We start from the raw sequence: 25,217 nt of genomic DNA on the forward strand, positions 1-25,217 counted from the left end.
CCGGGGCATTTCTGCATTTGGAGTTGTGGCGGTTTAGCTACCGTCTGGCGGCTCAACCGGTCGTTGAGAAGCGGGCAGTAGCGCCGCCTCGAAAGGCGGTGAACGGCGCGCCTAGAAGAGCTTTTCACCCTCCGGGCTAACTGCCAGCGCAGCAGAAACAGCCGCATAGTTCGGGCCCACAATGCCGATGCTCTGAGTGAGCATCACACCGGAACCGTCGCGGGCACCGTGCTCGGTCGGCAGGGAACGGGCCACACCGCCGGAGGACGCCGCCTTCGCCGGGCCCACGCCCACCCATGCCAGAGCCAGCTGGCTCTCACCGGTGAGGAAGCGGTGCGCACGCACGCCGCCGGTCGCGCGGCCCTTCTGCGGGTACTCGGCCAGGGCGGTGACCTTGGCGCTCGCCAGGCCGTCCTTGCCGTTGGTGACGGTCACGACCTCCGCCGCATCGCCGGGGGCGGTCACGCCCAGAGCAATCACGCGGTCGCCGTCGGCAAGCTTAATGCCGGCGATACCGCCGCCGGTGCGTCCCTGCGGGCGAACCTTGGCGGCATCGAAGGTCAGCAGCTTCGCGTCGCGGGTGACGAAGGTGAGCACCGCATCGTCGGTGGGGCAGGGGGCTGCGGCTACGATTTCGTCGCCGTCCTTGAGCTTCATGATGTCCCACTCGGTCTGGTTGAGCGGGTAGTCGGGGTTCACGCGCTTGATGACGCCGCCCGCGGTTGCCATCGCTAGCACCGTGTTCAGCGGTACGAGGGCGACCAGCTTCTCACCCTTGGCGAGCTGAACCAGCTCGGCTGCCTTCACCGCAGACGCCATGGAGGGGGTGCCGCCGTTCTCGTCCAGCACCGCAATGTCCATGACGGACAGGCGCACCATACGGCCCGTGGAGGTCACAGCACCAATCTCGCCGCGCGCGGTGGTCGGCACAATCGAGGTGAACACGTCGTGCTTGAAACGCTTGCCGGGATCCACGAGGGCCTCGCGGATGGGCTTGCCGGGGGTGCGTCCCATCATGCCGGAGGCGGAGAGCAGCACCCAGCAGGGGTCATCAGCGATTTCGAGGGCGAGGCCCAGGCTCTTCTTCGCCTTGGACTGCGCGGTGACTGCCTCGATGGCGACCTGCATGTCGTCCTTGGTTTTGAGCTGGGTGCGGCGGTCGGTGCCGTAGCGTTCGGCGACCTCGGCGAGCTCGTCGGAGACCAGTTCGCGCAGCGCCGCATCGGAGCCGAGGATACGCTGCAGTTCCGCGATTTCCTGCTGCAGGGTGTCGCGTTCTGCTTCCAGTTCCAGGCGGGAGTACTTGGTGAGCTGGCGCAGGCGCAGCTCCAGAATGTGGTTCGCCTGGGTGTCGGTCAGGTCGAAGACGACCTTCAGCTTTTCGCGTGCCTGAGCGGTCTCGTCAGATTCGCGAATGATCTGGATGACCTCGTCAATGTCGAGAATCGCCACGAGCAGGCCCTCCACCAGGTGCAGGCGGTCGGTGCGCTTGCCCAGACGGAATTCGGTGCGGCGGCGGACCACGTTCAGGCGGTGGTCAATGTACACGCGCATCAGGTCGAGCAGGCCGAGGGTCTGCGGCTGACCGTCCACGAGCGCCACGTTGTTAATGCCGAAGGAGTCCTCGAGCGGGGTGTGCTTGTAGAGGGCGGCGAGTACCGCCTCCGGGTTGAAGCCGTTCTTGATTTCGATGACGAGGCGCAGGCCGTTGGTGCGGTCGGTCAGGTCGACCACGTCGGAGATGCCGGTGAGCTTCTTGGAGTTGACGCCGTCCTTGATTTTTTCGATGACCTTTTCGGGGCCGACCATGTACGGCAGTTCGGTGACGACGATGCCCTGCTTGCGGGGGCTGACCTGCTCGATGGATACCTTCGCGCGGGTCTTGAAGGTGCCGCGGCCGGTTTCGTAGGCGTCACGGATTCCGCTCAGACCCACGATGGTGCCGCCGGTGGGCAGGTCGGGGCCGGGGATGAACTTCATGATGTCTTTGAGGGTCGCCTCGGGGTGTGCGATGAGGTGGCGGGTACCGGCGATGACCTCGCGCAGGTTGTGCGGCGCCATGTTGGTTGCCATGCCGACCGCGATGCCGGTGGTGCCGTTGACGAGCAGGTTCGGGAACGCGGCGGGCAGCACGGCGGGCTGCATGAACTGGTTGTCGTAGTTCGGTACGAAGTCAACCACGTCTTCTTCGAGGTCCGCGGTGAGCGCCTGCGCGGCGGGCGCCATGCGTGCTTCGGTGTATCGGGCGGCTGCCGGGCCGTCGTCGAGGGAGCCGAAGTTACCGTGACCGTCCACGAGGGGCAGGCGTAGCGCGAAGGGCTGAGCGAGGCGCACCATCGCGTCGTAGATGGCGGCGTCGCCGTGCGGGTGGAGCTTACCCATGACCTCGCCGGTCACGCGGGCGCTCTTGACGTGGCCCTTGTCGGGGCGCAGACCCATCTGCTGCATCATGTAGAGGATACGGCGCTGTACGGGCTTGAGGCCGTCGCGGGCGTCGGGGAGGGCGCGCGAATAAATCACCGAGTAGGAGTATTCCAGGAAGCTGGTTTCCATCTCGGCGGATACGTCGATGTCGACGATATTCTCTACCACATCCACCGGGTAGTCGCTGACGGCGGATTTGGATCGGCGAGCCATATATCTCCTCGTGTCGGTGTGTTTTCGCTCCTCCTATTTTAGCGGGTGGGAGCGTATGAATCGGGTTGGCTGGTCACCGCCCTGTGCCGAGTTCGGCAGGCACTGCATGGGGTGCTGCGGGCAACGGTACAGAGCGCATCGGGGGAGCGGGCCGCGTCATGTACCGTGTCATATGCGCCTGTATTAGCGTGGTCAAGTAGCATAGCCCGGCTGGAACCCTCTAAGGTAGAGGGGAGTAATACCTAACCGCCTTCACGGTGCGCGCCGACCGACGTCGCCTCCTGAGGGCACCGCACGAAAGAGGTACGATGTACGCCACCACCCCCGAACGCGAGCAACTGGTCGCAGATATTAAGCATGCCGGTTTCTACCCCGACCTCGTGCTGGAAGTGGTGGATGACGCGCTGGCAGGCATGAACCCAGACGCGCACTTCGTACAGCATGAAACCCACTTCTCGCGCGATGATTTTCACCGCCACATTACCGTGATGGTGCTCTGCGGCGAGCACGTCATCTTTGCGCACCTGGACGACCAGCACCTTGAGGGTGATGCGCAGGGTACCGTGGCGCATGTGAGCGTGGAGGCGGTGCACCTGAGCGCCCTGAACGCGGTCACCATCAGCTACGGTTTCAGCCAGCCGCAGGCGTACAACGCCGGTAGCACCGCACCGACCGAGATTTCCTTCCAGATCGCGTGGACCGGCTCCCTGCACATGGAGTTGGCTCCCGCCGGCTGCCAGGATCCGCAGTGCAACGCCGACCACGGCTTCACCGGCGATGCGCGCCGCGAGGACATTGCGGTGCGTGTTTCTGCGACCGCTGACGGCCCGGAGTCGGTTCAGCGTGCGCAGCATTTTGCGCGTGCCCTGCACCGTGCCCGCATGTATGCAACCCGCCGATAACCACCGGCGCTTGCCGATAAGCACCGGCATCCCGCGCCTGCACCCCCGACGGCGCTCGCGATTAGCACTCGCCACACCCTGAAACACACCCGAGAGGAACCTATGACGGCCCCGTCCCGCACCGAACAGCCCACCCTGCACGATGTTCTGGGCATGCCGTTGCCTCCCGCGCCCGCCTACGGCAGCAATAGCATCGCCGATGTGCTGGAGTCCGCCTCCTCTCTGGTGGCTCAGCGAAGCCTGGCGCGCCCCGCGCACACCCTGGATTCCGACCCGGCGTTCAACTCTGTGGCCGACCCGCTGAACCTTGCCGGTCGCCTCGCGGAGCATGACGTTGACCCGGCGTCTTTCCGCCACGCCTGCGTGGTCATGGTGGACGGTCTGGGCGAGCAGCTCATCAACAGCTACGGCGGCTACGCGCCCGCCCTGCGTAAGACCCTGAACCTGGGACCACTGGACGCCGCGTTCCCCACCACGACCGCCGCATCCCTGACCTCGTTGGGTACCGGCACGGCACCTGGCGCGCACGGCATTGCCGGCTACGAGGTGCGCAACCCGGCTGGTAACGGGGGAGCGGGCTCGGTCATGAACCACCTGTCCGGCTGGGATCAAACGGTGGACCCGCACGCCTGGCAGCCGCTGCCGACCGTGCTGGAACGCCACCATACGAACCGCCGCGTGCTGACCATTTCGCTGGGTAAGTACCGCGGCACGGGTCTGACGGAGGCGGCGCTGCGCGGCGGCGACTTTGTGGACGCTGCAGGCTATAACGCGCGCGTCACCTACGCCCTGGAGGCGCTCTCCAGCCGCACCCCGACCACCGTGTACCTGTACTGGGGCGAGATTGACGCGGCGGGCCACCGCTACGGCGTGGGCAGCGACGAATGGTTGCAGCAGCTGGAGGAACTGAACTCGGCACTGAAGCGTCTGGCGGAGCGTGCCCCGGCGTGGGCGGCACTCTTCGTGACCGCCGATCACGGCATGGTGAACGTGCCCGAACACCAGCGCATCGACTACTCCGGCGTGGAGGAGCTGACCCGCAATATCGCGATGACCGCCGGTGAGCCGCGCGCCGTGCACCTGTACCTGGACGACACCTCGGAGGCGGCACGCACCGCCACCGCTCAGCGTTGGGCGCAGTACTGGGGCGAGCGCGCCTGGGTGATTGACTCTCGCGAACTGATGCGTGCCGGCTACTTCGGCCCGGTCATTACGGATGCGGCGCGCGCCCGCATTGGCGACCTGATGGTGTGCGCTCGCGACGACTGGGCGCTGTACGATATGCGCCACTACCAGGAGCGTGCCCTGCACATGGTTGGTCAGCACGGCTCGCTCACCGACGCCGAGCGCCTGGTGCCGTTGCGCATGCTCAAGACCTTCTAAAGCCCCAGACTTCTAAAACTTCAGCCTTCTAAAATGCTAGAGGACAAACGAAAACCGCTGGTTATTCGGGTGAATAACCAGCGGTTTTCGTATGTCTAGATGCTCTCGTCTCGATGCCCCTATCGGGCGGCGCGAGGGCGGTCGCTTACTTGCGGCCGCCGAAGATGATGTCATCCCAAGCGGGAACGCTCACGCGCTGCTTCTTCGAGGAAGACTTGGGCTTCTCCGCTGCGGGAGTTTCGGCAGGTGCCTGAGCTTCTTCTGCGGACTCAGCCGGTGCCTCAGCAGGCTCTTCGGCGGATGCGTGATCGCTGTAGTCTTCCGGTGCCGGATGCGCCGCGGGGGTGTGTGCGGCGGGTGCGCCGGTCAGCGGGCCGCGAGCAGATGCAGCCTCGGCGGCGGGTGCGGTGGGTGCCGCAGGCTCTGCAACGGGCGCTACGGGGGCCTCAGCCTTCGGCGCCTCTGCCGGTACAGTAGCTACAGGTGCAGCAGCTTCGGGTGCTTCGGCGGGCTGTGCGGACTCGCGGTGCACGAACACCTCGGGCTCCTCAACCTGTGCGGGGCGCACGGAGCGGGCACGCTCCAGGAGCTCCTTGAGCTTACGCTCATCAGCACTCTCAGAAGAAGTAAGGGGTGCCGGTGCGGGCTCGGGTGCCTTCGGCAAGCGGGCGGGAGGAACCTCCACGGGAGCCTTCTTCGCGGCGGCGGCAACAGCGTCCTCACTATTGCCCATCAGGAAGTACGCCGCCTCATTCGACGCGTACAGGCCCTGGTTCGCCGGGTTGTACACCCAACGTGCGGGGAAGACGACCTGCGCGGGCAGGTTCTGACGCACCGAATCCTTCAGCGCAATATCAAGCTCAACGCGCCACTGGCCGTTCTCCTGCTGGCGGGTAGTCCAGTCCTGGGTTGCCTCCTCAAAACCGTAACGCTCGGAGACTTCCTCAATGCGGGTGCTCAGGGTCACCGGGATCTGTGCGGTACCCGAAGCGGAGCTGCGGCGGCCAATCTTCACGCTCTGAGCGGCACGAATAATGTGCGCACGCTCAGCAACGATCGGCCACTCGTAGCGGCGCACGCGCTCCGGCTCCCAACCGGATTCTTCAGCGATTTCCTCAACGGAGGCACCCTGACGGAAACGGGTCTGAATATCGCGCGGACCGTAGGTGCCCTTAGCGCCCAGACCGCGGGCGGGCTGAATACGGCGAGCCTTGGTGATGCTCGTGCGCAGGTTCGCGTCAATCGGCAGCAAGAAACGGGTGCCGTCAGCAGACTCAAGCACCAGATTTTCGCCGTCATCGTGAACGCCAATCAGACGCAGTTCAAGCATGAGAACCTCCATAGGTGAACCGGACGCGTTCGTGAATGTGTTGCACGGAACGCAAACTACCTACCAGGGTACCGTGAAAGCGCGGTAAATCAGTAGCGGAGGCGGGATTTTCACCAAAAAAAGATGTACTTTTCGCACCGAAAAAGCTAGAATGTGACGCCAAAACAGTCCAAAGCCTACCCAGGATTAGACAAATAGGGTGCCAATGGTGAACAATACCTGGCATGCCGTCGGGGTTAAATCCCCACCAGCGGCACCTAGAGCACTCATTAAACCAGCGTGGCCCAGTTCAACACACAGCCACAGAACCAACGGAGCGTGAAAGTTTGGCAACTGATTACGATGCACCTCGCAAGCAGGACGAAGAGCAGAACGAAGAGTCCTACGAGGAGCTGAACGCCCGCCGTTCCGAGATGCAGTCCGGTGCGGTGGACGAAGACGAGAACAGCGCAGCTGAGAGCTTCGAGCTGCCCGGTGCTGACCTGTCCAACGAAGAGCTGAACGTTGTTGTTCTGCCCGCTCAGGACGACGAGTTCACCTGCGCATCTTGCTTCCTGGTGCGCCACCGCTCGCAGATCGCACGCGAAGAGGGCGGCCTGTCCTACTGCATCGAGTGCGAGGGCTAAAACTTTAGGGAAGGGCTAACACCCACCCGACATACACCTCATGACGGGGCGAGTGCCGAGTGCACCCGCCCCGTTGAGTATGTGAAAGCCGCGCACGCAAGAACAGCGCCGCGTCGCACCCAACACGGCACACCGCGGCACGCGCTGAACGCGAACACGCAACGAAAACACCCCGCAGTAGAGCCTCAACACAGCGCGAGGTGCCTCAACACAGCGCGAGGTGATGGCACAGACACCCGCGAAAGGTTAGAGTATTGACCATGATGACCCCCGTAAACGTCCACATTAAGCTGCTCGACCCCGAGCTGCCCGCACCCGCCTACGCAAAGCCCGGCGACGCCGGCGCTGACCTGCGCTCCCGCATCGACTTCGAGCTGGAGCCGGGCGAACGCGCCCTGGTCCCCACCGGCGTGGCAATCGCCCTGCCCGAAGGGTACGTTGGTCTGGTGCACCCGCGCTCCGGCCTGGCAACCAAGAACGGCATCACCATTGTGAACGCACCCGGCACCGTTGATTCCGGCTACCGCGGTGAGCTGATGGTCACCCTGCTCAACACTGACAAGACCAAGTCTTTCCACGTGCAGCGCGGCGACCGCATCGCCCAGCTGGTCATTCAGAAGTACGAGCACGCAACCTTTACCGTGGTGGATGAGCTGGAACAGACCGAACGCGGCTCCAGCGGCTTCGGCTCCAGCGGAATCCACTAGTCTGCTCTCACCGCGAAAACCGCACGAGAGAAGAGAAGAAACCCCCGCACCCTGCGTGCGGTGAAAGTAGGAATACCATGTTCGGATTTGGTAAGAAGAAGCACGCCGAGGAGGCTGAAAAGGCCGCCATCGACAAGGCTGTCGCCGAAGAGGTCGAAGAGACCAACGTCGAGGTTGAGGAGCTGAAGGAAGAGGAGAACTCTCCCGAGGTCATTAAGTACGACCGCGTCAACGGCCCGCACGACATTGAAGAAGTCACCGCCGAAGACCTCGAAGACTACGTCGACCTGGGTGCGCTGCGCATCAAGCTGCTCGACGGCATGAACCTGCGCCTCGAAACCGACGACGCAACCGGTGCCGTCATCGCCGCAACCATCACCCGCGACGGCGCAACCCTGCAGGTGCAGGCATTCGCCGCACCGCGCACGACCGGCATCTGGGACGACATCCGTCACGACCTGACCGAGTCCGTCAAATCCCAGGGCGGCAACGTCGAAATCTACGCCGGCGTATTCGGTGCCGAGATGCTGACCCGCCTGCCCGCTTTCACCCCGGACGGTCAGCCCGGCGAGCGCATCGCCCGCTTCGTGGGTGTGGACGGCCCCCGCTGGTTCCTGCGCGGCGTCATCTCCGGTGCGGCTGTGCTCGGTGACGACAAGGCTGCCGCATCCGTGGAGGAAGTTTTCCGCACCGTCGTGGTGGACCGCGGCGACGACCCGCGCCCGCCGCGCGAACTGCTGCCCATGACTCTGCCCGCCGACCTGGTTGTGGCTGAGGAAGAGCCCGCCGTGGAAGAAGAGACCGAGAACGAGCACAGCAAGCTGCGCCCGATGCCTCGCCGCGGCCCTGAGATTACCGAGATTGGCTAATGCCTGAGTTCTCGAACTACCCGAGTGCGCTCGCGGTGCCGGAGGAGCAGATCCTTGCTCCCGGGTACCCCGAGCGCTTTCGCGTACGCCTTGCCGGACGCGTGGAGCAGGTGTGGCTGCCTGCACTGCAGGATAAGCCGATGTACCGTGCTGAGCTGGTGGTAGCGAAGTCGAAGCCACTGCAGTGGTCGAGCCCGCTGGCGCTGATTGGCATGCCTATTGTGGAGCCGCCCGGTGAGGATTTCGACGAGGAGTCCGAGGATTCCGAGAAGCAGCACCACCTGAACACGGCGTCTTTGGCGACCGTAGCGGTGCAGGATCAGCACGAGGTGTCGTTCCCGCCCTATGCGCCGTTCAATCCGGGGGACCGGATTCTGCTGAAGTGGCAGGGGCAGCGGATGGTGCCCGGCGTGCTTGCCGGTGCGCTGTTGCGCTGTTCCGGTGTGGTGTCGGTGAGGGCGCATCAGCCGGTGATTTACAACCCGCGCTATGAGATTGTGCCGCAATTCTTTGCTGAGAAGGGAAAATATGAGCGCTGAGCAGTCTTCGACCCAGCCCGACCCGAACGCTAACCCCGCAGCTGATTCTGCGCGGGAGGGGAACCAGTTCGCGCAGAGCCTGAGCGCCTCCATGGGGGCGAATATGCGCCGCACCGCTAACGGTGATGTGGATATTCTGCACGCTATCGGCGGCTGGCGCGGCCTGGTGGAGTCTTCTCTACCGGCGGTGGCGTTCCTGGTGCTGTTCACCGTGACGAAGGAACTGAACCTGTCCCTGATTGCGGCGCTGGCTGCGGCGGGCGTGTTCACGCTGATTCGTCTGGTGCAGGGCTCTAAGCTGGTGAGCGCGCTGACCGGTCTGGTGGGCGTGGCAATTTGTGCGTTTGCCGCGTACCGTACCGGTAATGCGAGCGACTACTTTGTGGTCGGCTTCTGGACGAACGGCGTGTACATTCTGGCGTACCTGCTGTCGATGCTGGTGCGTTGGCCGCTGATGGGTCTGATTTTCGCGGTCATTCGTGGCGAGGCGTTGAGCTGGCGTCAGAACCCGGTGCGCCTGCGCCAGTACATGCTGGCCACCTGGATTATTACCGTGCTGATGATGCTGCGCCTTGCCGTGCAGGTGCCCCTGTACTTTGCCAATAATGTGGAGGCGCTGGGCGCCACCCGCCTGGTGATGGGCCTGCCGCTGTACGCTTTGGGTGTGTGGCTGGCGTGGCGTGTGTCGGCTCCCGAGGAGGCACCGGTGAGCGAGGACCCAGAGGCTGACGAAACTGCCGACACTGCCGAAGTTGACGGTTCAGAAAGCCGCTAACCCCACAACTTCATACGTAGAAGAACTTCGTAGAAGGTACGCGAAAGCCCCGGTACCCGTAACCGGGGCTTTCGCCTCCTCAAAAACTTACGTATAAACGCTTACGCGAACAGCGCGCGAATCTGATCCTCACCGGCAATGGTCGTGATGAAGAACAGCTCGTCGCCGCCCTCGATCGCCACGTCGGCACTGGGCGGGATCGGGGCGCCGTCACGCAGAATGGCGGTGAGCACCGTATCGACGGGCCACTGCACGTGGTCCACGCGGTAACCGATGACGGGGTGGTCGTCGGGCACGGTGTACTCGGCGAGGGTCGCGCCGCCAGCCTGCAGGGTCAGCAGGCGCACCACGTCGCCGACTTCCACGGCTTCCTCGACGAGGGCGGTCATCAGGCGCGGGGTGGACACGGCAACGTCCACGCCCCAGGAGTCATCGAAGAGCCATTCGTTACGCGGGTTGTTCACGCGCGCCACGGTGCGCGGCACACCGAACTCACTACGCACCAGTAGGGACACCATCAGGTTTGCCTTGTCGTCACCGGTTGCGGCAACGACCACGTCCGCCTTGTTCGGGTGTACCTGGCGCAGTACGGACAGCTCGCAGGCGTCACCGATATGCCAGCGCACGCCGGGCAGGTCGGCGCGCTTCTTGGCTTCGGGCTTGGAGTCGATGATGGTCACGTCGTGGCCGTTCATCATGAGTTCTTTAGCGATGGAGGCACCCACGGAGCCGGCACCAACAATGAGGACCTTCACTTACTTCTCACCTTTCGAGGAGTCACGATGGTGGCCGATGAGTTCGAGGGGGTCGGGTAGCTCCGGGGGAGTGTCACCGAGATGGAATTCGTGCTCGACAACGGGGGTTTCGTTGTGCTCCTGCTCGGGGGTAATCGTCACGCCGGATTCGGCGGGTTTCTTCGGAACGTGGGGATGCTTGCGGTGACCGGATGCAGGGGCGTAGTCCGCTTCCATTTCTTCATCTTCAACACGCGGCGGGCGGGAAAGAATGCGGGTTACGTCCGCGACGTCGTCGGTGCGCATCATCACGTGCACGCTATCGCCCTGCTGGTAGGCGGAATCGGGGCGGGGGAGCATGCCCTCACCAAAGCGGGTGATGTAGGCGATGCGCACCCCGGCGGCACGTTCGATGCTGGTCAGCGCGTGGCCAGCCCAGCCGTCGTCAAGCGGAATTTCGGTGAGCATGAGGCGACCCGAGGGTTCGCGGAAGTCGCCCTTGAGCGCCTGCTCGGGCAGCAGGCGGCGCAGCACCTGGTCGGTGGACCAACGCACCGAAGCCACCGTGGGAATACCCATACGCTGGAAGAACTCGGCACGGTTCGGGTCGTACACACGCGCCACAACGTTCTTGACCTTGAACATTTCGCGGGCGACGCGGGCGGCAATAATGTTTGAGTTATCGCCCGAAGAGACAGCGGCAAAAGCGTACGCCTCGGTAATGCCGGCACGCTTGAGGGTGTCCTCATCGAAGCCAACACCGGTGACCAGGCGGCCCTCAAAGCCCTTACGCAGCGGCTGGAAAGCGCGTTCGTCCTGGTCAATGACGGCGACCGTATGCCCCGAAGCTTCCAGAGTGCGCGCCAGCATGACGCCCACGCGTCCGGCACCCATAATGACGAAGTGAGGCATACAACCCTCCGAGTGTTGATGATTTGTGCTGATAAGGCGTGACCGCCTACCTCTACCAGTGTAATGGGCGGGTGAGCCTCCGCGCCGATGCCCCGTGATATTCCGCTCGCAATGCCCACTATTCGGCTGAATAAAATTGAGCTTTGAAGCCGCGACCGATAGCCTTAACAGCGTGAGGAATCGTTGGGATAGGATGCGCATCGCCCTGACTGGTCAGCCGGTCAGCACGCGAAATCTTTCGGCAGTCGCGCTGCCGAAGCGCTACGCCCTGCCTCTTTTCGGTGCCGACGGCATCTCTTCGGTCGCCTACGCCGCCGACCAGATGATTTTGACCCTTGCTGCGGCGGGTGCGTCTGCGCTCGCTTTTTCGCCCTGGATTGGTTTGGGCGTGGCGATGGTGGGTCTGCTGGTGATTGGCACGTACCGCTACAACATTAATCAGATTGCTTCTGAGGGCGATATTCAGCTGGTGCACCGCAAGCTGGGTGCGTTGCCGTCGATTGTGATGGGTGCTTCGTCGCTGATGGACTATACGCTCACGGTGGCGGTGTCGATGTCTTCGGCGTCCTCGTTTTTGGTGGCATTGTATCCGCAGATTCAGGATTGGCGCACGCACATTGCGGTGTTGCTCATTGTTGCGCTGACGTTGTTTGCGCTACGTGGCGTGCAGCTGCTGGGCAAGATTGCGTACTGGCCGCTGTACGTGTTCTTGGCACTGTTGGGAGCGACCCTCATCGTGGGTTGGATTCGTGCCGCGACGGGTACCCTGCCGCTGGCTGAGTCGGCGACCTATGTGATTGCCCCCGAGCTCGAGACCCACTCGCTGGAGGGTCTGGCGCTGATGCTGCTTCTGGCGCGTTCTTTCTCTGCCGGTTTGGTGGCGTTCTCGGGTGTTTCTACGATTTCTAATTCGGTGAGGTATTTCCGCCGCCCGAAGAAATATAATGCGGCAATCACCATGATGCTGATGGGCCTGATTACCTCGGTGCTGTTGGTGAGCCTGCTCGGTTTTGCGGCGGCAACCCGCGTTCACATGGTGCACGATACGACCCGTTTCTTGTTCATTGACGGGCACACGCCGGGGGAGTACTTCCACCAGAAGCCTGCACTGTACCAGGTGGCGTTGGCGATTTATCAGGGTGTGCCGTTCTTCGCGCAGCTGCTGGTTTTTGCCACTGTGGGCGTGCTGATTATTGCCTCGCTGACCGCGTTTACGGGCTTCCCGGTGATTGCTTCGTCACTGGCTGATTACCAGTACCTGCCGGTGTTCTTCCGCAGCGTGGATTCGCGCGGCCTGTACGCGAACGGTGTGCTGGCGCTGTCGGCGATTTCGATTTTCCTCACCACGGTTTTCAACTCGGACGTGTACTCGCTGATTCAGCTGTACATCGTGGGCATGTGCCTGTCGATGGTGCTGGTGCAGCTGGCGGTGGTGCGCTACCGCATGCGTCTGCTGCGTATTACCCTGGCGCAGATGCCGCGCCGCGCCCTGCTGCGCGATATTGCGGTCTCTGCGGTGGGCGTGATGGTGACCGCCGCGGTGCTGGTCATCGTCGTGGTGACGAAGTTCGCCGCCGGTGCGTGGCTTTCTCTTGGAATGATTGCCCTGATGGTTGGAGGTATGGTTGTGACTCGCCGCCACTACGATGCGGTGGATGCCGCCCTGGACATCCCCCTGAACGCTGAATCCGTTGCGGATGTGGCGGCCCTGCCTTCGCGTGTGCACGCCATCGTGTACGTGGAGCGTGTGCGCCGCCCGGCGGTTCGCGCCCTGTCCTATGCGCGTGCCGGTCGCCCCTCCACGATTGAGGCGCTGACGGTCAACAACGACCGCGCAGCCCTGGAAGTCGTGAAGAAGCGCTGGTATGCCCTCGGTATTCCGGTGCCTCTGTCTGTGATTGATTCGCCGTACCGTGACACCGTGGAGGCGGTCGTCTCGTATATTCGCCGCCGCCGCAAGAAGTCGCCCCGCGATATTTTGGTGGTGTACCTGCCGGAGTTCGTGGTGGAGCACTGGTGGCAGCGTCTTCTGCACCGCCGCACGGTGCGCCGCCTCAAGCAGGCGCTGTTGCACGAACCGGGCGTGATGACCGCGACCGTGCCCTGGGCGATGCATGAGGACGAAGTGTACGACGAGATTTTTGATCAGCGCCTGCAGGGTAAAGAAACTACCAACGATTCGACCGCAGAGGCTGACGGTTCTACGGCGGCAGTCGCCCCGAACGTGACCCGCTCTGCCGGTGGTGGCCGCGAGCTAATCCAGAGTAACCGCCACGCCGTGTACCGCGGTCGCCTGCACGAGGCGGATGCCGTGGCGCGTGAGAAGAAGCGCTAGCCGTAACGTTTGCCTGGCGCTCAGCATAATTGCCCTGCGCCCACATTAATTGCCCAGCCCGGTCATTGGCCTGTGATGTGCTTGAGCACCCCCACATAGCGCCTGGACTTTGCCCTTTACTCCCTATTCGGTGCCCCTTGTGGGGCGTCGGAATCGGAGTAAAGGTACAAACCGGTGTAAAATAATTCACATTAAGTGATTCTTTAGGAGACAATGCTGTGACTCACCCTGCTACCACGCCTGCCGCCTCCAACAACGTAGACGGATACAGCGTCGGGCAGACCCTCACCGTTACCTGTGAGGCACCCGCGCACGGCGGCGCCTTCGTAGCGCGCACCGAACAGGGCGTTATCTTTGTGCGTCACGGCATCGTCGGCGAACAGGCTGAAGTGCGCATCACCGCAATCGGCCCCAAGCGTCGCTTCTACTTCGCGGATGTCATCTCCGTACCCGTACCCTCCCTGGCGCGCCGCCCCCACCCCTGGATTCAGGCGGATGCGCTCGCCACCGAAGAGGAACGCGCCGCCGCCACCGGCGTACCCGAACTGCTCGGCGGCATGGAGTACGGCCACATCAGCCTCGCTGAGCAGCGACGCTACAAGACCGATATTGTTCGCACCCAAATCAACCGCCTGGGCGGCCTGCCCCTCGAATCGCCGTTGCTGACCAACCTCATGGTTGAAGAGTTGCCCCTGCGCGATAACAACGAGGGCCTGTCCTGGCGTACCCGCGTGCGCTACACCGTGACCAAGGTCCGCGCGCACGATAGCGAAGAGAAGAACGGCGGCAAGAAGAACCCCGCCGTCACCTGGCGCGTCGGCATGCACCCCTACCGCGCCTCCCAGCCCGTACCGGTCATCGACTTCCCCCTCGCAGCCCCCGAACTGCGCAACCTAGAGCTTGAGAAGCTGAACCTGCGCGGTGTACGCGAAGTCGAGGCAACCGTCTCCTCCCGCGGCAGGGTCCTACTGCAGTTCATCGTCGACCCGCGCTTCTCCATCGAAGAGGTCGCCAAGGACATCGAACAGCAGGCATCCGACGCTTGGGGTCTGCTCGCTAAGCGCAAGATTTCGCTGTTCTTCACCCCGCAGTCCACCTCCAACGGCAAGCCCAAGCGCGGCCGCCCCGGCTCCTCGCACAGCCCCTACCGCCGCGTACCCGAAGGCGACCAGCTGCTCGGCGCGGGCCTGCGTTCCGTCACCGAAGAAGTCACCTTCGGCTCCCGACGCTTCAGCTACCAGGTGTCCGCCGGCGGCTTCTGGCAGATTCACCGCGCCGCCCCCTCCACCATGGTCGGAACCATGCTCACCATGCTCCGCCCGCAGGAAGGCGAATGCACCCTCGACCTGTACGCCGGCGCGGGCCTGTTCACCGCCGCGCTCGCGGACGCCGTGGGCTCAACGGGTACCGTGGTCAGCATTGAGGGCTCCCCGGTGACCCATAAAGATGCGCGTTCGAACTTCGCGCCGGATGGTTGCTCCCGCACCGAGAACTCGGCGAACACCCGCATCGAGGTGATTCGCGGCGACGTGGCGCGCCACCTGGTCGATTTGAAGACCGCCCTTGAATTTGGTGAAATCCCCGCTATTGATGCGGTGGTCCTTGACCCGTCCCGTGAGGGCGCGAACCGCACCACCCTGGAACGCCTGGATGCGCTGGACCCTAAGCGCATTCTGTACGTGGCGTGCGACCCGGCATCCCTGGGCCGTGACACCGGTATTTTGCGTGAGTTGGGTTGGGATATGGTGCAGCTTCGGGCGTTTGATATGTACCCGAATACGCATCATGTGGAGTCTGTGGCGCTGTTTGAGCGTGCCCCGGCGAAGCCTCGTCCGCGCCGCCGCCGCACCAAGTAGCGTAGCAACTAGCCGTAAGTAGATAACCACCGTGTTGGGCTGGCTGGACTGTTCACCAGCCAGCCCACTAGGGGTTATTTCAGACCGTTTTCACTCAACCCGGTGCGTCTTGCTCTGCGGGCGCATAAATCTGCTTTTTGGCACCGTAAACGGTAGAATCATTGAAGAACCAACGCACGGAATGAGCCGTGCCCCAACCTTGAGGAGTGTGGGTGTATGTCCGCTGAAAACGCATTGCCGCAGGAGGAGACCCCGAATAGCGCCGCCGGTGGCGCACCCACCGCCGACTACAGCATTGGCGACGGTGCCACTGCTAAGTTGCTCCCGGGTATTCAGTCCCCGGCGGATTTGCAGAACCTCAGCTACGAGCAGCTGGAGGAGCTCTCTAAGGAGATTCGCCAGTTCATCGTGACGAACGTGTCGGCGACCGGCGGTCACCTGGGTCCGAACCTGGGCGTTGTGGAGCTGACCCTCGGCATTCACCGTGTCTTCGAATCTCCCAAGGACAACATTCTTTTCGACACCGGTCACCAGTCCTATGTGCATAAGCTGGTGACCGGCCGTCACGCGTTTAAGACTCTGCGTCAGAAGGGCGGCCTGTCGGGTTACCCGGATCGCGGCGAGTCTGAGCACGACATTATTGCGTCTTCGCACGCCTCCAGCTCGATTTCGTGGGCTGACGGTATTTCTCGCGCGCATAAGCTCAACGGTGAAGATGACCGCTACACCGTGGTTCTCATTGGTGACGGCGCGCTGACCGGCGGCATGGCGTGGGAGGCTGTGAACAATATTGCTGCCGACCGCACCCGCAAGGTCGTGATTGTGGTCAACGATAACGGCCGCTCCTACGCGCCGACTATTGGCGGTTTCGCGAACCAGCTTTCTGAGCTGAAGCACGGTGTGCAGCAGCAGGTGGATCGCGTGCGCCTCGACCACCGCTATGACCACGCCCTGGATGCGGTGCGCATCGGTCTGCAGCGCGGCGGCCCGGTTGGTCAGATGGTGTACCGCGGCCTGCACGGCATGAAGGCGGGCATTAAGGACGTCGTCGTACCCAAGGGCATTTTTGAAGACCTGGGCATGAAGTACGTGGGCCCCATTGACGGCCACGACCAGCAGGCTGTGGAGAACGCACTGACCGCGGCGAAGAACTACGCCGGCCCGGTGATTGTGCACGCCATTACCGAGAAGGGCCACGGCTACGCACCCGCCCGCGCGAACGAAGACGACCAGTTCCACGCGGTGGGCCAGATTGACCCGCTGACCGGTGAGGACGTTTCGACCAGCACCTCCGAGTCATGGACCGGCGTCTTTGGTAGCGAAATTGCGGATATTGCCGACGAGCAGGAGAACGTCGTCGGCATTACCGGCGCGATGCTCATTCCCGTGGGTCTGCGCGAATTCCAGAAGCGCCACCCCGAGCGCGTTATTGACGTGGGTATCGCTGAGCAGCACGCCGTGGCAATGAGCGCCGGCCTGGCGTACGGCGGCATGCACCCGGTGGTTGCCCTCTACGCAACCTTCCTGAACCGCGGCTTTGACCAGCTGCTTATGGATGTTGCCCTGCACAAGGCGGGCGTGACCGTGGTGCTGGACCGCTCCGGTATTACCGGCCCGGACGGTGCGAGCCACCACGGCATGTGGGATTTGGCGATGCTGCAGTTCATTCCCGGTCTGCACCTGGCGGCCCCGCGTGATGGTGCGACCCTGCGCGAAGAACTGCGTGAGGCTGTAGCTATTAACGATGCACCGACCGTGATTCGTTACCCGAAGGGTTCTGTGGGCGAGGATATTCCCGCCCTGGAGCGCCGCAGCGACGGCGTGGATGTGCTCGCCCGCACCGGTGAGCCTCACCCGGAGACCGGCCAGCGTGACGTGCTGTTCGTTGCCGTGGGCGCTATGGCTCGCGTGGCGCTGGAAGCCTCCAAGGTGCTTGCCGCCGAGGGTATCCAGTCGACCGTGGTTGACCCGCGCTGGGTGATGCCGGTGCCGCCTTCGGTCGTGGAACTGGCGCGTGACCACCGCATTGTGGTGACCATTGAGGACGGCGTGCGTTCCGGCGGTGTGGGTTCGCGCATCCGCCAGGAAATGCGTGCGGCAGGCGTAGATACCGCGCTGAGCGAGCTGGGTCTTCCTGCGGAGTTCATTCCCCACGCTTCTCGTGAAGAGATCCTGGAAGAGGTCGGCCTGACCGCGGAAACCATTATCGCGGATCTGCGTGCGCAGCTGGCTGGCGATAAGGTTCCGTTCGCTCGTGAAGAGGGCCAGAAACCGCGCCACACCCGCTAGCGGTCGTACCTGATACGTGCCCGCTAGAGCTTGCCTCAGTAGCGGTTATAGACAGCAAGAAGCCCCGCCCATCGATTCGGATGGGCGGAGCTTTGCTGTACGTAGATTCTGCTGTATGGAGGTCTTGCTGTAGGTAGCTTCTGAGCCGCCGGTTTTAGGAGTTACCGGTGCCGCTAACGAAAATCTTGCCGCCCTTCACCTGCACCGGGTAGCTGGTCAGCGCCTCCTCCGCGGGGCCGTGCACGACCGAACCGTCAGCTACGGCGTACTCGGAGCCGTGGCAGGGACACACGATGCGGTTGGAATCCTGCACCTGCACCTGGCAGCCCTGGTGAGTGCAGACGGTGCTGAACGCCTTGTACTCACCCGCGGACGGCTGGGACACGATCACGGTCGTGGATCCGTGCGTCAGACGTGCCGCCTTACCCACGCCCACTGCGGAGGCAGAACCCACCTCAACGGTGCCTTCGGGCGCGGTGACCTGCGAACCGCCTTCAGCGCAGGAGGCAAGCAACGCACCGGATGCAACGGCACCGGTGACGAGGGTTGCGCGGCGGGAGAAGACGCGTGCAGAAGATTCAGTTTCTGCGGTATCGACTGCGGTGTCGACGGTTGCAGATTCAGCAGCGGGGGAGGCGCACGCCTCCTGAGAACGGCTGCATCCGTTGGGTGCGGGCATGGTGGGTCCTTTCGTGTACTCTCTCCACCCTATGCCCGTTTGGGATAAAAATCGAATGAGAGCAGGCTAAGCTTTGTTCCCGCCTGACCCCGCGAATAGAACAAAATGCCGGTTGGGCGGTCGCATCAGCAACGCACCCAACCGGCACACACGTCTATTCAGCGTTAGTGAAAGTTACCCCAGGTGGCGGGCAAAAATCGGCGCAATCACCGGGGCAACCAGACCCGTCTGCCAGGGGCGCGCACCGTACTCGGCGAGCGCATCCCGCAGGGTCTGCTCGTCGAAACGAGCTGGCGGCTCCCAACAGAGGCGGCGAACATAATCGGTCGTGATCAGGTTCTGCGCCGGAATGGTCAGCTCCTCCGAGAGCTCATCGATTGCCTGACGAACCTCGGTGAACAGCGCCAAGTTCTCGGGGCGCTTGGACTCCCACGCCTTCAAAGGCGGCGGGGCAGTCGACGGCAACGTGAACGGTACAGCGTTCTCACCGCGCGCCGCCGCGGCAATCGCACGCACCCAGCGCGGACCCTCACGGCGCAGGCCGCGCGTCTGAAAACCGGGAATCGCCATGATGGCGGGCACGTTACGCGGCATGGTGCGTGCCGCCTCCACAATCGCAGAATCGGGCAGCAGACGCTTCGCGTCAACGTCCTTCTTACGCGCCAGCGAATCACGCTCAAGCCACAGGTTACGCAACGCCGTCAGCTGCTTGACCGAACGCAGCATCGTGCGGCCCTTCGTCTTACGCCAACGCTCCGGCTGATCCGTAGGATCCTTCACCGGGGACTTACACAGGTACTCGAACTCCTCCAGGGCGTACTGCAACTTACCCTGCTTGCGGAGCAGCTCCTCCAACGCGTCACGCAAATCAATGAGCACGTCAACGTCCAGCAGCGCATAGTTCAGCCAGGACTCCGGCAGGGGGCGGCGCGACCAGTCTTCCTTCGAGTGCTTCTTCGCCAGCTTGTAGCCGAGCAGCTCCTCAACGGTCGCACCCAGGTTCACGCGCTCCAGACCGGCAAGACGCGCACCAAGCTCCGTATCAAACAGACGGTTCGGGCGCATACCGAGCATGTCAAGGCTCGGGAAGTCCTGAATCGCGGCGTGAATAACCCACTCAGCATCCGCCAGAGCATCGTTAATAATGCGCAAATCCTTAAACGCCTCAGGATCAATCAGGTACAGCTGATCCTCACGCTTGAGTTGCACCAAAAAAGCACGCGAACCGTAGCGGATGCCCTGGGCGCGCTCCGTATCAACAGCCACCGGGCCGGACGCCGCCGCCAACTGCTCAGCGGCACGACGCAGACCACTCTCCGTATTGATAAGGGTCGGAATCGGTGCGGAAGGGGTCTCCAGAGGAACAACGTCCGGAACTTCGATACCGTTAAGGGTCAGCTGAGGGGTGCCTGCGGCATTCTGTTCAGCTGCGGTACTCATGCACTCAATCCTTTTCCTCTGTCTGATTCGACGCGCCCATACGATGCGTCAGATGCCCGGGTAGGCGTGCGCCCGAACAAACACGAGCCCGGGCGGGGTGGCGTGCCCGCGAAGGCACTACGCCATTCTACCCGCCCGAGCTTAAAGCCTCGAATTTAGAGAGACTCACAATAAGGGGTTCACCGGCGTGCCCGATGGGGGTCTTGCCGGGGTTTATTCGGTGGCTTACGCCTCGTCAGCTGAGGTATCACCGGCTGCCGCCTCAGTAGCCGGGGTCAGCGTCAGGCACACCGAATTAATGCAATACCGCAAATCCGTGGGAGTCGGGTAACCCTCACCCTCAAACACGTGACCCAGATGCGAATCGCAGGCGGCGCAACGCACCTCCACACGGCGCATACCGAAGGACGTGTCCTCCAGGTAGCGCACACGGTCCTCAGCCAGCGGCGCGAAAAACGACGGCCAACCACAATGCGAATCGAACTTCTGATCGGAACGGAACAGCTCCGTACCGCAGGCACGACACGAATACACACCCTCAGTGTGGGTGTTCCAGTACTCGCCGGTGAACGCGCGCTCGGTGCCGCCCTCACGCAGAACAGCGTACTCTTCAGGCTTGAGCACTTCACGCCAGTTCTTGGCGATAGCACCCACGCCGGGTAGCGAATTGCCCATCATGACTCCTTCAGTTGAATTCTTCGCTTTAATACAACGCCGCGGCCGGGCGGGTTATTCCCGCTACGCGCGGACTAAGCGCGGATGTCAGCGTACTTGCCGTTGGTGAGCTTCAGCAGGTCGTCCGGGGCGAGCTCAACATCCAGACCACGCTTACCGCCAGAGACCATGATCGTGTCAAAAAGCTGCGCGGACTCATCGAGCAGGGTGGGGGAGGGGGTCTTCTGGCCCAGCGGAGAAATACCGCCGACCACGTAGCCGGTGCGGCGCTCAGCGACCTTCGGGTCGCACATGGAGGCGCTCTTCCAGCCCAGAGCCGCAGCGGCAGCCTTAATGTTCAGCTTGCCAGACACGGGCACGATTGCGACGGCGAAATCCTTCTCGTGCACGATCAGCAGGGTCTTGAATACCTGCTCCTCGGAGGCGCCGAGGTTCTTCGCGGCCTCTTCACCGAAGGAGGTGACGCCTTCAACGTGCTCGTATTCGCGCATCTGGAAGGGGGTGTTCGTCTCGGTCAGCAGTGCTACGGCGGCGGTTGCTGCGCCGCTCTTCTTACCTTTAGTTTTCTTAGCCATACAACCATTTTACGGAAGACGCTAAGTGCCATGGGAGAGCGAGCTGGAACGTTCCGCCGCTCAGCATTGCGCGGCGAGGCAGAAGGTTGGAAGTCATGGAAACGTATCCCTTATATCGGTGTGGTGCGTGAATAGGGGGTGTTTAGAATCCGGAAGACTAGCCGTCCGCATGAAAAGCTTACTGAATGATTCCTTGCTTGCGGAGCTCTTCATTAGAGCGGTACTCAGACAAATACCAGTAACCATCCTTGTATCGGTAACGGAACATGAAAGTTTCGTTTTCATTTCCGGTATTGGTTCGTTTACGCATTTTTCCATTCGGATGAATGTACAGTCCGTAAGTCCATAGGCGCCGGGTGAGAACCCAATATTCTTTGGCTTCTCCGTCATACATCAGGTCGCTTTCAGCCTGGTATTCCGAGGTTCCTTCGATAACCCAGCCGCCTTCTTTGTAAAGCTTTTCGATGGAGTTGAGGAATTCGATATCGCTTTTGAAGGTATCCAGCATGTACGGCCTCACGTATTGCATATCGCCCGTCTGAATGCCGTAGTTGCGTGCCTTGATCCAGTCGCGCATCATCTCGCGGAGACCAGCGAAGGTCTCAGGGTACTGTTGCGGCTTAGCCTTGGGGAGAGGAACGTTCTGCGCCGGACCGTACTCGTCTGCCTTGCGGTACTCACCGTCGGGCGCCTTCGAGCCGCCCGAGTAGCCGCGGGTAATGACCGGGCTAGGGGTAGTTGATTCAGAGGCAACTTCAGAAGCCGCAGCAGTTGCGGTCTCACCCGGCGCTGCAGAAACAGGTGCGCTCGCCTCAGTGGCAGCTTGCTGACCGCAGGCAGCGAGCAGGGTACTAAGACCCAGAAGGGTACCGCCGCTCAGCATTGCACGGCGGGTAAGAAAAACGGAAGTCATGGAATTCTATTCCTTATATCGGTGTGGTGTGTGAAAGGTGAATACTGCTTAGACGTTCAATTCTTCGAAGTCTAGAATTGACCACTTTTGGCCGTCATGTTTCATTTTGACTTTGAGAGTGTCGTTAGTTTTATCCTCGTTATCCCAAGCAGTCCATTTACCGTCTGGTTCAACGTGGATTTCCTGATTCCAGTTGCGGTACATTTTCCAGAAATATGTTTCGCTGTCTTCGGACCAAGGCGACCCATCAGCTGTAAATTTTTCGATACCGTCGATAACCCATCCGCCGCGTGTATATAGTTTTTCGATGCTTTCGTAGGCTTCTAATTCGGAGCTGAAACTAGGCGAGATGAATTCTCGTGCCTTTGCATAATCGCCAGTTTGGATACCATAGTTTCCCCACTGGACCCATGCCTCAAATGTTTTGCGTAGTCCTTCTACAGATTTTTCGTTGTAGCCTTCTTCGGGGAGGCTAGGTTTTGGAACATTCTGAGCAGGACCATATTTGTCTGCTTTGCGGTACTCACCGTCGGATGCCTTGGACCCGCCCGAGTAGCCGCGGACAGTAGACGGGGTTGCGGAGGGAGAATCGGTAGCTGCCGCAGATGCAGAGGTGGTCTCAGTCCGCGGGGTGGTTGAGGCCGAAGCGTTCCCCTCGTTAGTAGCCTGCTGGCCGCAGGCTGCGAGTAGGGCACTAACGCCCACAAATGCGCCGCTGCCCAATATCGCGCGGCGGGTCAAAATAACGGAAGTCATGAAAACGTATTCCTCATATCTGTGTGGTGTGTGAATAGGTGTGCTGGTTAGAAACCGGAAGACCAACCAGCTACAGGGAAGAACCCGATAGCCGAGAAGCCACATGCCTTTCGAAAAGCCACAAACAAAGTGGCTTCTCGGCGAACATGTGGCTTCTCAGCGTAAGACCCACGGCAGGGAGATGCCTTACATATCGGGCCAGTCACGGTGCAGCGAATACTCCGTATCCCTGTCACCGTTATCGTTCAGGTGCCAGCGCTGACCGGTACGAATATCAGCCTTGCGTAGGCGCGGGTTCGGGTTGTCCTTCTTGCCCATTGTGGGATCATTCTTGCAGCCCCAGCGAGTATCGTCGTAGCTGCAGTCACCGGCTACGCGGCCAACGTCGGTCCACCAGACACGAATCAGCAACGGGTCAACAGTATCCTTCGTCAGCACGACGTCCAGTGCATGCCAGTCGCCGCCGTTCACACGGAAACGACCAGAGTATGACACCGTTGCGTAGGCGTGGAAGTTGCCCGATCGCTTATACGCATAACTGGTCGCGGTCTTGCGTGACTCTTCACCACGTGCCCTGCTGACCGGCTTGCCCATGGTGTAGAAGCTACCCTCGTCACCATTGCCATACTGGATGGTCATCTGCGTGGGGTAGGACTCCATCTCCACATGTCCAATCATGAGGTCGCCTTCCCATCGTGCGGTGGGGGCATCGACATAGAAGTTGACGGCCTGGTTCTTATAGACGTTGGGGTTGTCGTTACCCTGGCCGGTGCCAAGGTTGTAGGACTGCTTCAACACAGGAGCCTGGATATCGGTTTTAGCGAATTGGTCCTCAACTTCTTGGAGCATTTCTTCAATAGTGGGACCTTTGGGTTGGGCCGGGTCATTAGAAGTGAAGGTTTTAGCATCATTAGGTTTGCAGAACTTTGACAGTTCAAACCCGCCCCCTCTTTTTACCGTCTGCACAGCCATTCCATCTTCTAGCGCATATTCCGAGTATTCTTGTTTTCCAGGACGATAATCTTCCGTATAGCATGTATTATTTCCATCAAGCGGCGCATAGTAATCAACGCCACCACTGTCTTTGTTGACGCTGTGGGTTTGATGTATTTCATCAATCCAATTATGGTAGATCCCAGCTCTTGATTTTGCAGAATCATCATTATTTGATGGCAAATCGGAGCGTTTTTCTTTGTCACGCGGATCAGAGCCACCCTGACGCTGTCGTGGTTGACTAGGTACCCGTACGCAATGCCCATTAGAATCTTTAGTTGTGCATTCTGCGCTCAAGGCAGATGAATTACCTATTAGCGAAAAAGTTGTTGCCAATATAATGCAAATAAAGATTCGCGGGTAATAAATTAGATTCATTTTACTTTACATTTCCTCTTTTGCCTTGCTGCCGGCAATTTTCCAATAGCCATCAGAATAGATAAAAAAGAAATAGAAATTATCGTCACTATGCTCAGTATTAGCCTGCATTATGAGGTGACCATCAGACTCCACGTACATAACAGTGCCCCAGAAGCGACGATGCATCATACGGTACATTTTCTTTGCCTCATCGTAGATAAGCGGGCCTTCTGGCTGGTAGCTATCCAATCCGTCAACAGCCCATCCTCCGCGCTGGTAAAGACCCTGAATATACAGGTAGAACTCATATTCTTCTGCATCTTCCGTTACATATTTGAAAGCGTAGGAGCAGTCACCGGTCTGAATCGCGTAGTTGTGCGCAACAACCCAGTCCTTCATCATGCGGTAGAGGCCTTCTTCCGTCTCGGGGTACTGAACGGGCTCATTGCGAGGCTTGGGAACATTCTGAGCTGGGCCGTACTCATCGGCTTTACGGTACTCACCATCCGGGGCTTTGGAGTTACCTGAATATCCGCGAGTGACTCGCGGGCTCGGAGTAGCTGATGCAGAAGCAGTATCAGATGCCGCGGTAGACGCCGAAGCCGAGGCGGTCTCGCTAGGCACCGCGGATGCGGTGGCTGCCGCCTCGTTATTTGCCTGCTGGCCACAGGCCGCAAGCAGGGCACCAATGCCCACAAGTGCGCCGCTACCCAGCAGGGTACGGCGATTAAAGATGGTCGAATCCATAGAAGATACGCTCCTATCGTCGGTGACGGTGTGTTGTTTAGTTACTAGTCGGGCCGTTATTCACAGGTCAAACTGACTGCCGGAAGAAAAATAGCCCCGTAGCGCGCCCATCAAGCGCATCAATGCGCTATGGAACACTACAGTTACCACCCTACCGCATGTTTGCCGTCGTTTGCATTCTTTTG

The 25,217-nt window shown here is 61.2% G+C and carries 21 protein-coding genes and 1 pseudogene; 10 read left to right on the forward strand and 12 right to left on the reverse strand.

Translation table 11 applies throughout. The features are described 5' to 3' along the window. Positions 1 to 111 precede the first annotated feature (111 nt). The gene (locus RWL87_RS04590; protein ID WP_313969061.1) at positions 112 to 2,637 is read right to left on the reverse strand and encodes a DNA topoisomerase IV subunit A; all 2,526 of its coding nucleotides are present in this window, start codon (positions 2,635 to 2,637) and stop codon (positions 112 to 114) included. A 308-nt stretch (positions 2,638 to 2,945) separates the two neighbouring features. Here RWL87_RS04590 and RWL87_RS04595 point away from each other — a divergent pair, with 308 nt between their 5' ends. Further along, positions 2,946 to 3,539: a DUF5998 family protein gene (locus tag RWL87_RS04595; protein WP_005506389.1), complete on the forward strand. Its 594-nt coding sequence runs from the start codon at positions 2,946 to 2,948 to the stop codon at positions 3,537 to 3,539. 102 nt (positions 3,540 to 3,641) lie between these two features. Beyond that, the gene (locus RWL87_RS04600) at positions 3,642 to 4,922 is read left to right on the forward strand and encodes an alkaline phosphatase family protein (protein ID WP_313969062.1); all 1,281 of its coding nucleotides are present in this window, start codon (positions 3,642 to 3,644) and stop codon (positions 4,920 to 4,922) included. A 145-nt stretch (positions 4,923 to 5,067) separates the two neighbouring features. On the opposite strand, the gene sepH is transcribed toward RWL87_RS04600, so the two are convergent. Next, positions 5,068 to 6,252 (reverse strand): septation protein SepH, encoded by a 1,185-nt coding sequence (gene sepH, locus RWL87_RS04605; RefSeq protein ID WP_313969063.1) that lies wholly within the window; start codon positions 6,250 to 6,252, stop codon positions 5,068 to 5,070. A 326-nt stretch (positions 6,253 to 6,578) separates the two neighbouring features. On the opposite strand from sepH, the gene RWL87_RS04610 reads away from it, so the two are divergent. The 5 genes from RWL87_RS04610 to RWL87_RS04630 all read left to right on the forward strand — a co-directional run bounded on the left by RWL87_RS04610 (position 6,579) and on the right by RWL87_RS04630 (position 9,768). Then, on the forward strand, positions 6,579 to 6,878 hold the full coding sequence (locus tag RWL87_RS04610; RefSeq protein WP_005506382.1) for a DUF4193 domain-containing protein: 300 nt from the start codon (positions 6,579 to 6,581) through the stop codon (positions 6,876 to 6,878). Between the two features lie 260 nt (positions 6,879 to 7,138). Then, positions 7,139 to 7,585: a dUTP diphosphatase gene (gene dut, locus RWL87_RS04615; protein WP_044142235.1), complete on the forward strand. Its 447-nt coding sequence runs from the start codon at positions 7,139 to 7,141 to the stop codon at positions 7,583 to 7,585. 77 nt (positions 7,586 to 7,662) lie between these two features. Continuing rightward, positions 7,663 to 8,454, forward strand: coding sequence for a DUF3710 domain-containing protein (locus tag RWL87_RS04620; RefSeq protein ID WP_313969064.1), 792 nt, complete (start codon positions 7,663 to 7,665; stop codon positions 8,452 to 8,454). Further along, complete coding sequence (locus tag RWL87_RS04625; RefSeq protein ID WP_049340596.1) at positions 8,454 to 8,993, forward strand: hypothetical protein; 540 nt, start codon at positions 8,454 to 8,456, stop codon at positions 8,991 to 8,993. The genes RWL87_RS04620 and RWL87_RS04625 overlap by 1 nt, the downstream gene beginning before the upstream one ends. Beyond that, positions 8,983 to 9,768 (forward strand): DUF3159 domain-containing protein, encoded by a 786-nt coding sequence (locus RWL87_RS04630; RefSeq protein ID WP_313969065.1) that lies wholly within the window; start codon positions 8,983 to 8,985, stop codon positions 9,766 to 9,768. The genes RWL87_RS04625 and RWL87_RS04630 overlap by 11 nt, the downstream gene beginning before the upstream one ends. A 101-nt stretch (positions 9,769 to 9,869) precedes the next feature. On the opposite strand, the gene RWL87_RS04635 is transcribed toward RWL87_RS04630, so the two are convergent. Together RWL87_RS04635 and RWL87_RS04640 are read right to left on the reverse strand one after the other, a co-directional pair. Further along, the gene (locus tag RWL87_RS04635) at positions 9,870 to 10,523 is read right to left on the reverse strand and encodes a TrkA family potassium uptake protein (protein WP_070593496.1); all 654 of its coding nucleotides are present in this window, start codon (positions 10,521 to 10,523) and stop codon (positions 9,870 to 9,872) included. A 225-nt stretch (positions 10,524 to 10,748) separates the two neighbouring features. Next, positions 10,749 to 11,414 (reverse strand): annotated as a pseudogene (locus RWL87_RS04640) (potassium channel family protein); the annotation flags it as partial. A 193-nt stretch (positions 11,415 to 11,607) separates the two neighbouring features. Between RWL87_RS04640 and RWL87_RS04645 the strand changes: the two are divergent. The 3 genes from RWL87_RS04645 (at position 11,608) to dxs (ending at position 17,894) form a co-directional block, all read left to right on the forward strand. Next, positions 11,608 to 13,749, forward strand: coding sequence for an APC family permease (locus tag RWL87_RS04645; RefSeq protein WP_313969067.1), 2,142 nt, complete (start codon positions 11,608 to 11,610; stop codon positions 13,747 to 13,749). A gap of 218 nt (positions 13,750 to 13,967) precedes the next feature. Then, positions 13,968 to 15,605 carry a TRAM domain-containing protein gene (locus tag RWL87_RS04650; protein ID WP_313969068.1) on the forward strand — a complete coding sequence of 546 codons (1,638 nt, stop codon included), beginning with the start codon at positions 13,968 to 13,970 and terminating at the stop codon, positions 15,603 to 15,605. 216 nt (positions 15,606 to 15,821) lie between these two features. Next, on the forward strand, positions 15,822 to 17,894 hold the full coding sequence (gene dxs, locus RWL87_RS04655) for a 1-deoxy-D-xylulose-5-phosphate synthase (protein WP_313969069.1): 2,073 nt from the start codon (positions 15,822 to 15,824) through the stop codon (positions 17,892 to 17,894). Positions 17,895 to 18,048: 154 nt separating this feature from the next. Here dxs and RWL87_RS04660 read toward each other — a convergent pair whose 3' ends face one another. From RWL87_RS04660 to RWL87_RS04695, 8 genes are all read right to left on the reverse strand, one after another. Continuing rightward, positions 18,049 to 18,573, reverse strand: coding sequence for a Rieske (2Fe-2S) protein (locus tag RWL87_RS04660; RefSeq protein ID WP_313969070.1), 525 nt, complete (start codon positions 18,571 to 18,573; stop codon positions 18,049 to 18,051). Positions 18,574 to 18,747: 174 nt separating this feature from the next. Next, positions 18,748 to 20,013, reverse strand: a complete 1,266-nt coding sequence (locus RWL87_RS04665; RefSeq protein ID WP_313969071.1) for an HRDC domain-containing protein — start codon at positions 20,011 to 20,013, stop codon at positions 18,748 to 18,750. 225 nt (positions 20,014 to 20,238) lie between these two features. Then, entirely contained in the window at positions 20,239 to 20,688 is a 450-nt protein-coding gene (msrB, locus tag RWL87_RS04670) for a peptide-methionine (R)-S-oxide reductase MsrB (RefSeq protein WP_313969076.1), read from the reverse strand. Positions 20,689 to 20,762: 74 nt separating this feature from the next. Next, a complete protein-coding gene (gene ybaK, locus RWL87_RS04675; RefSeq protein WP_005506356.1) occupies positions 20,763 to 21,263 on the reverse strand; it encodes a Cys-tRNA(Pro) deacylase in 501 nt (166 codons plus the stop codon). Between the two features lie 178 nt (positions 21,264 to 21,441). Then, positions 21,442 to 22,176, reverse strand: a complete 735-nt coding sequence (locus tag RWL87_RS04680; protein WP_313969072.1) for a DUF6318 family protein — start codon at positions 22,174 to 22,176, stop codon at positions 21,442 to 21,444. A gap of 48 nt (positions 22,177 to 22,224) precedes the next feature. Next, a complete protein-coding gene (locus RWL87_RS04685) occupies positions 22,225 to 22,932 on the reverse strand; it encodes a DUF6318 family protein (protein ID WP_313969073.1) in 708 nt (235 codons plus the stop codon). Between the two features lie 186 nt (positions 22,933 to 23,118). After that, complete coding sequence (locus RWL87_RS04690; protein ID WP_313969074.1) at positions 23,119 to 23,781, reverse strand: hypothetical protein; 663 nt, start codon at positions 23,779 to 23,781, stop codon at positions 23,119 to 23,121. A 528-nt stretch (positions 23,782 to 24,309) separates the two neighbouring features. Continuing rightward, on the reverse strand, positions 24,310 to 25,032 hold the full coding sequence (locus RWL87_RS04695) for a DUF6318 family protein (protein ID WP_313969075.1): 723 nt from the start codon (positions 25,030 to 25,032) through the stop codon (positions 24,310 to 24,312). Between the last annotated feature and the right edge of the window lie 185 nt (positions 25,033 to 25,217).

Source organism: uncultured Rothia sp. (assembly GCF_963555405.1).
Taxonomy (GTDB): domain Bacteria; phylum Actinomycetota; class Actinomycetes; order Actinomycetales; family Micrococcaceae; genus Rothia.

What these genes read in the sequence shown, in the direction of transcription:
- RWL87_RS04590 (WP_313969061.1), bottom strand. Translation starts at nt 2,637, where the DNA reads ATGGCTCGCCGATCCAAATCCGCCGTCAGCGACTACCCGGTGGATGTG.
- RWL87_RS04595 (WP_005506389.1), top strand. Translation starts at nt 2,946, where the DNA reads ATGTACGCCACCACCCCCGAACGCGAGCAACTGGTCGCAGATATTAAG.
- RWL87_RS04600 (WP_313969062.1), top strand. Translation starts at nt 3,642, where the DNA reads ATGACGGCCCCGTCCCGCACCGAACAGCCCACCCTGCACGATGTTCTG.
- sepH (WP_313969063.1), bottom strand. Translation starts at nt 6,252, where the DNA reads ATGCTTGAACTGCGTCTGATTGGCGTTCACGATGACGGCGAAAATCTG.
- dut (WP_044142235.1), top strand. Translation starts at nt 7,139, where the DNA reads ATGATGACCCCCGTAAACGTCCACATTAAGCTGCTCGACCCCGAGCTG.
- RWL87_RS04620 (WP_313969064.1), top strand. Translation starts at nt 7,663, where the DNA reads ATGTTCGGATTTGGTAAGAAGAAGCACGCCGAGGAGGCTGAAAAGGCC.
- RWL87_RS04625 (WP_049340596.1), top strand. Translation starts at nt 8,454, where the DNA reads ATGCCTGAGTTCTCGAACTACCCGAGTGCGCTCGCGGTGCCGGAGGAG.
- RWL87_RS04630 (WP_313969065.1), top strand. Translation starts at nt 8,983, where the DNA reads ATGAGCGCTGAGCAGTCTTCGACCCAGCCCGACCCGAACGCTAACCCC.
- RWL87_RS04645 (WP_313969067.1), top strand. Translation starts at nt 11,608, where the DNA reads ATGCGCATCGCCCTGACTGGTCAGCCGGTCAGCACGCGAAATCTTTCG.
- dxs (WP_313969069.1), top strand. Translation starts at nt 15,822, where the DNA reads ATGTCCGCTGAAAACGCATTGCCGCAGGAGGAGACCCCGAATAGCGCC.
- RWL87_RS04660 (WP_313969070.1), bottom strand. Translation starts at nt 18,573, where the DNA reads ATGCCCGCACCCAACGGATGCAGCCGTTCTCAGGAGGCGTGCGCCTCC.
- RWL87_RS04665 (WP_313969071.1), bottom strand. Translation starts at nt 20,013, where the DNA reads ATGAGTACCGCAGCTGAACAGAATGCCGCAGGCACCCCTCAGCTGACC.
- msrB (WP_313969076.1), bottom strand. Translation starts at nt 20,688, where the DNA reads ATGGGCAATTCGCTACCCGGCGTGGGTGCTATCGCCAAGAACTGGCGT.
- ybaK (WP_005506356.1), bottom strand. Translation starts at nt 21,263, where the DNA reads ATGGCTAAGAAAACTAAAGGTAAGAAGAGCGGCGCAGCAACCGCCGCC.
- RWL87_RS04680 (WP_313969072.1), bottom strand. Translation starts at nt 22,176, where the DNA reads ATGACTTCCGTTTTTCTTACCCGCCGTGCAATGCTGAGCGGCGGTACC.
- RWL87_RS04685 (WP_313969073.1), bottom strand. Translation starts at nt 22,932, where the DNA reads ATGACTTCCGTTATTTTGACCCGCCGCGCGATATTGGGCAGCGGCGCA.
- RWL87_RS04690 (WP_313969074.1), bottom strand. Translation starts at nt 23,781, where the DNA reads ATGCTCCAAGAAGTTGAGGACCAATTCGCTAAAACCGATATCCAGGCT.
- RWL87_RS04695 (WP_313969075.1), bottom strand. Translation starts at nt 25,032, where the DNA reads ATGGATTCGACCATCTTTAATCGCCGTACCCTGCTGGGTAGCGGCGCA.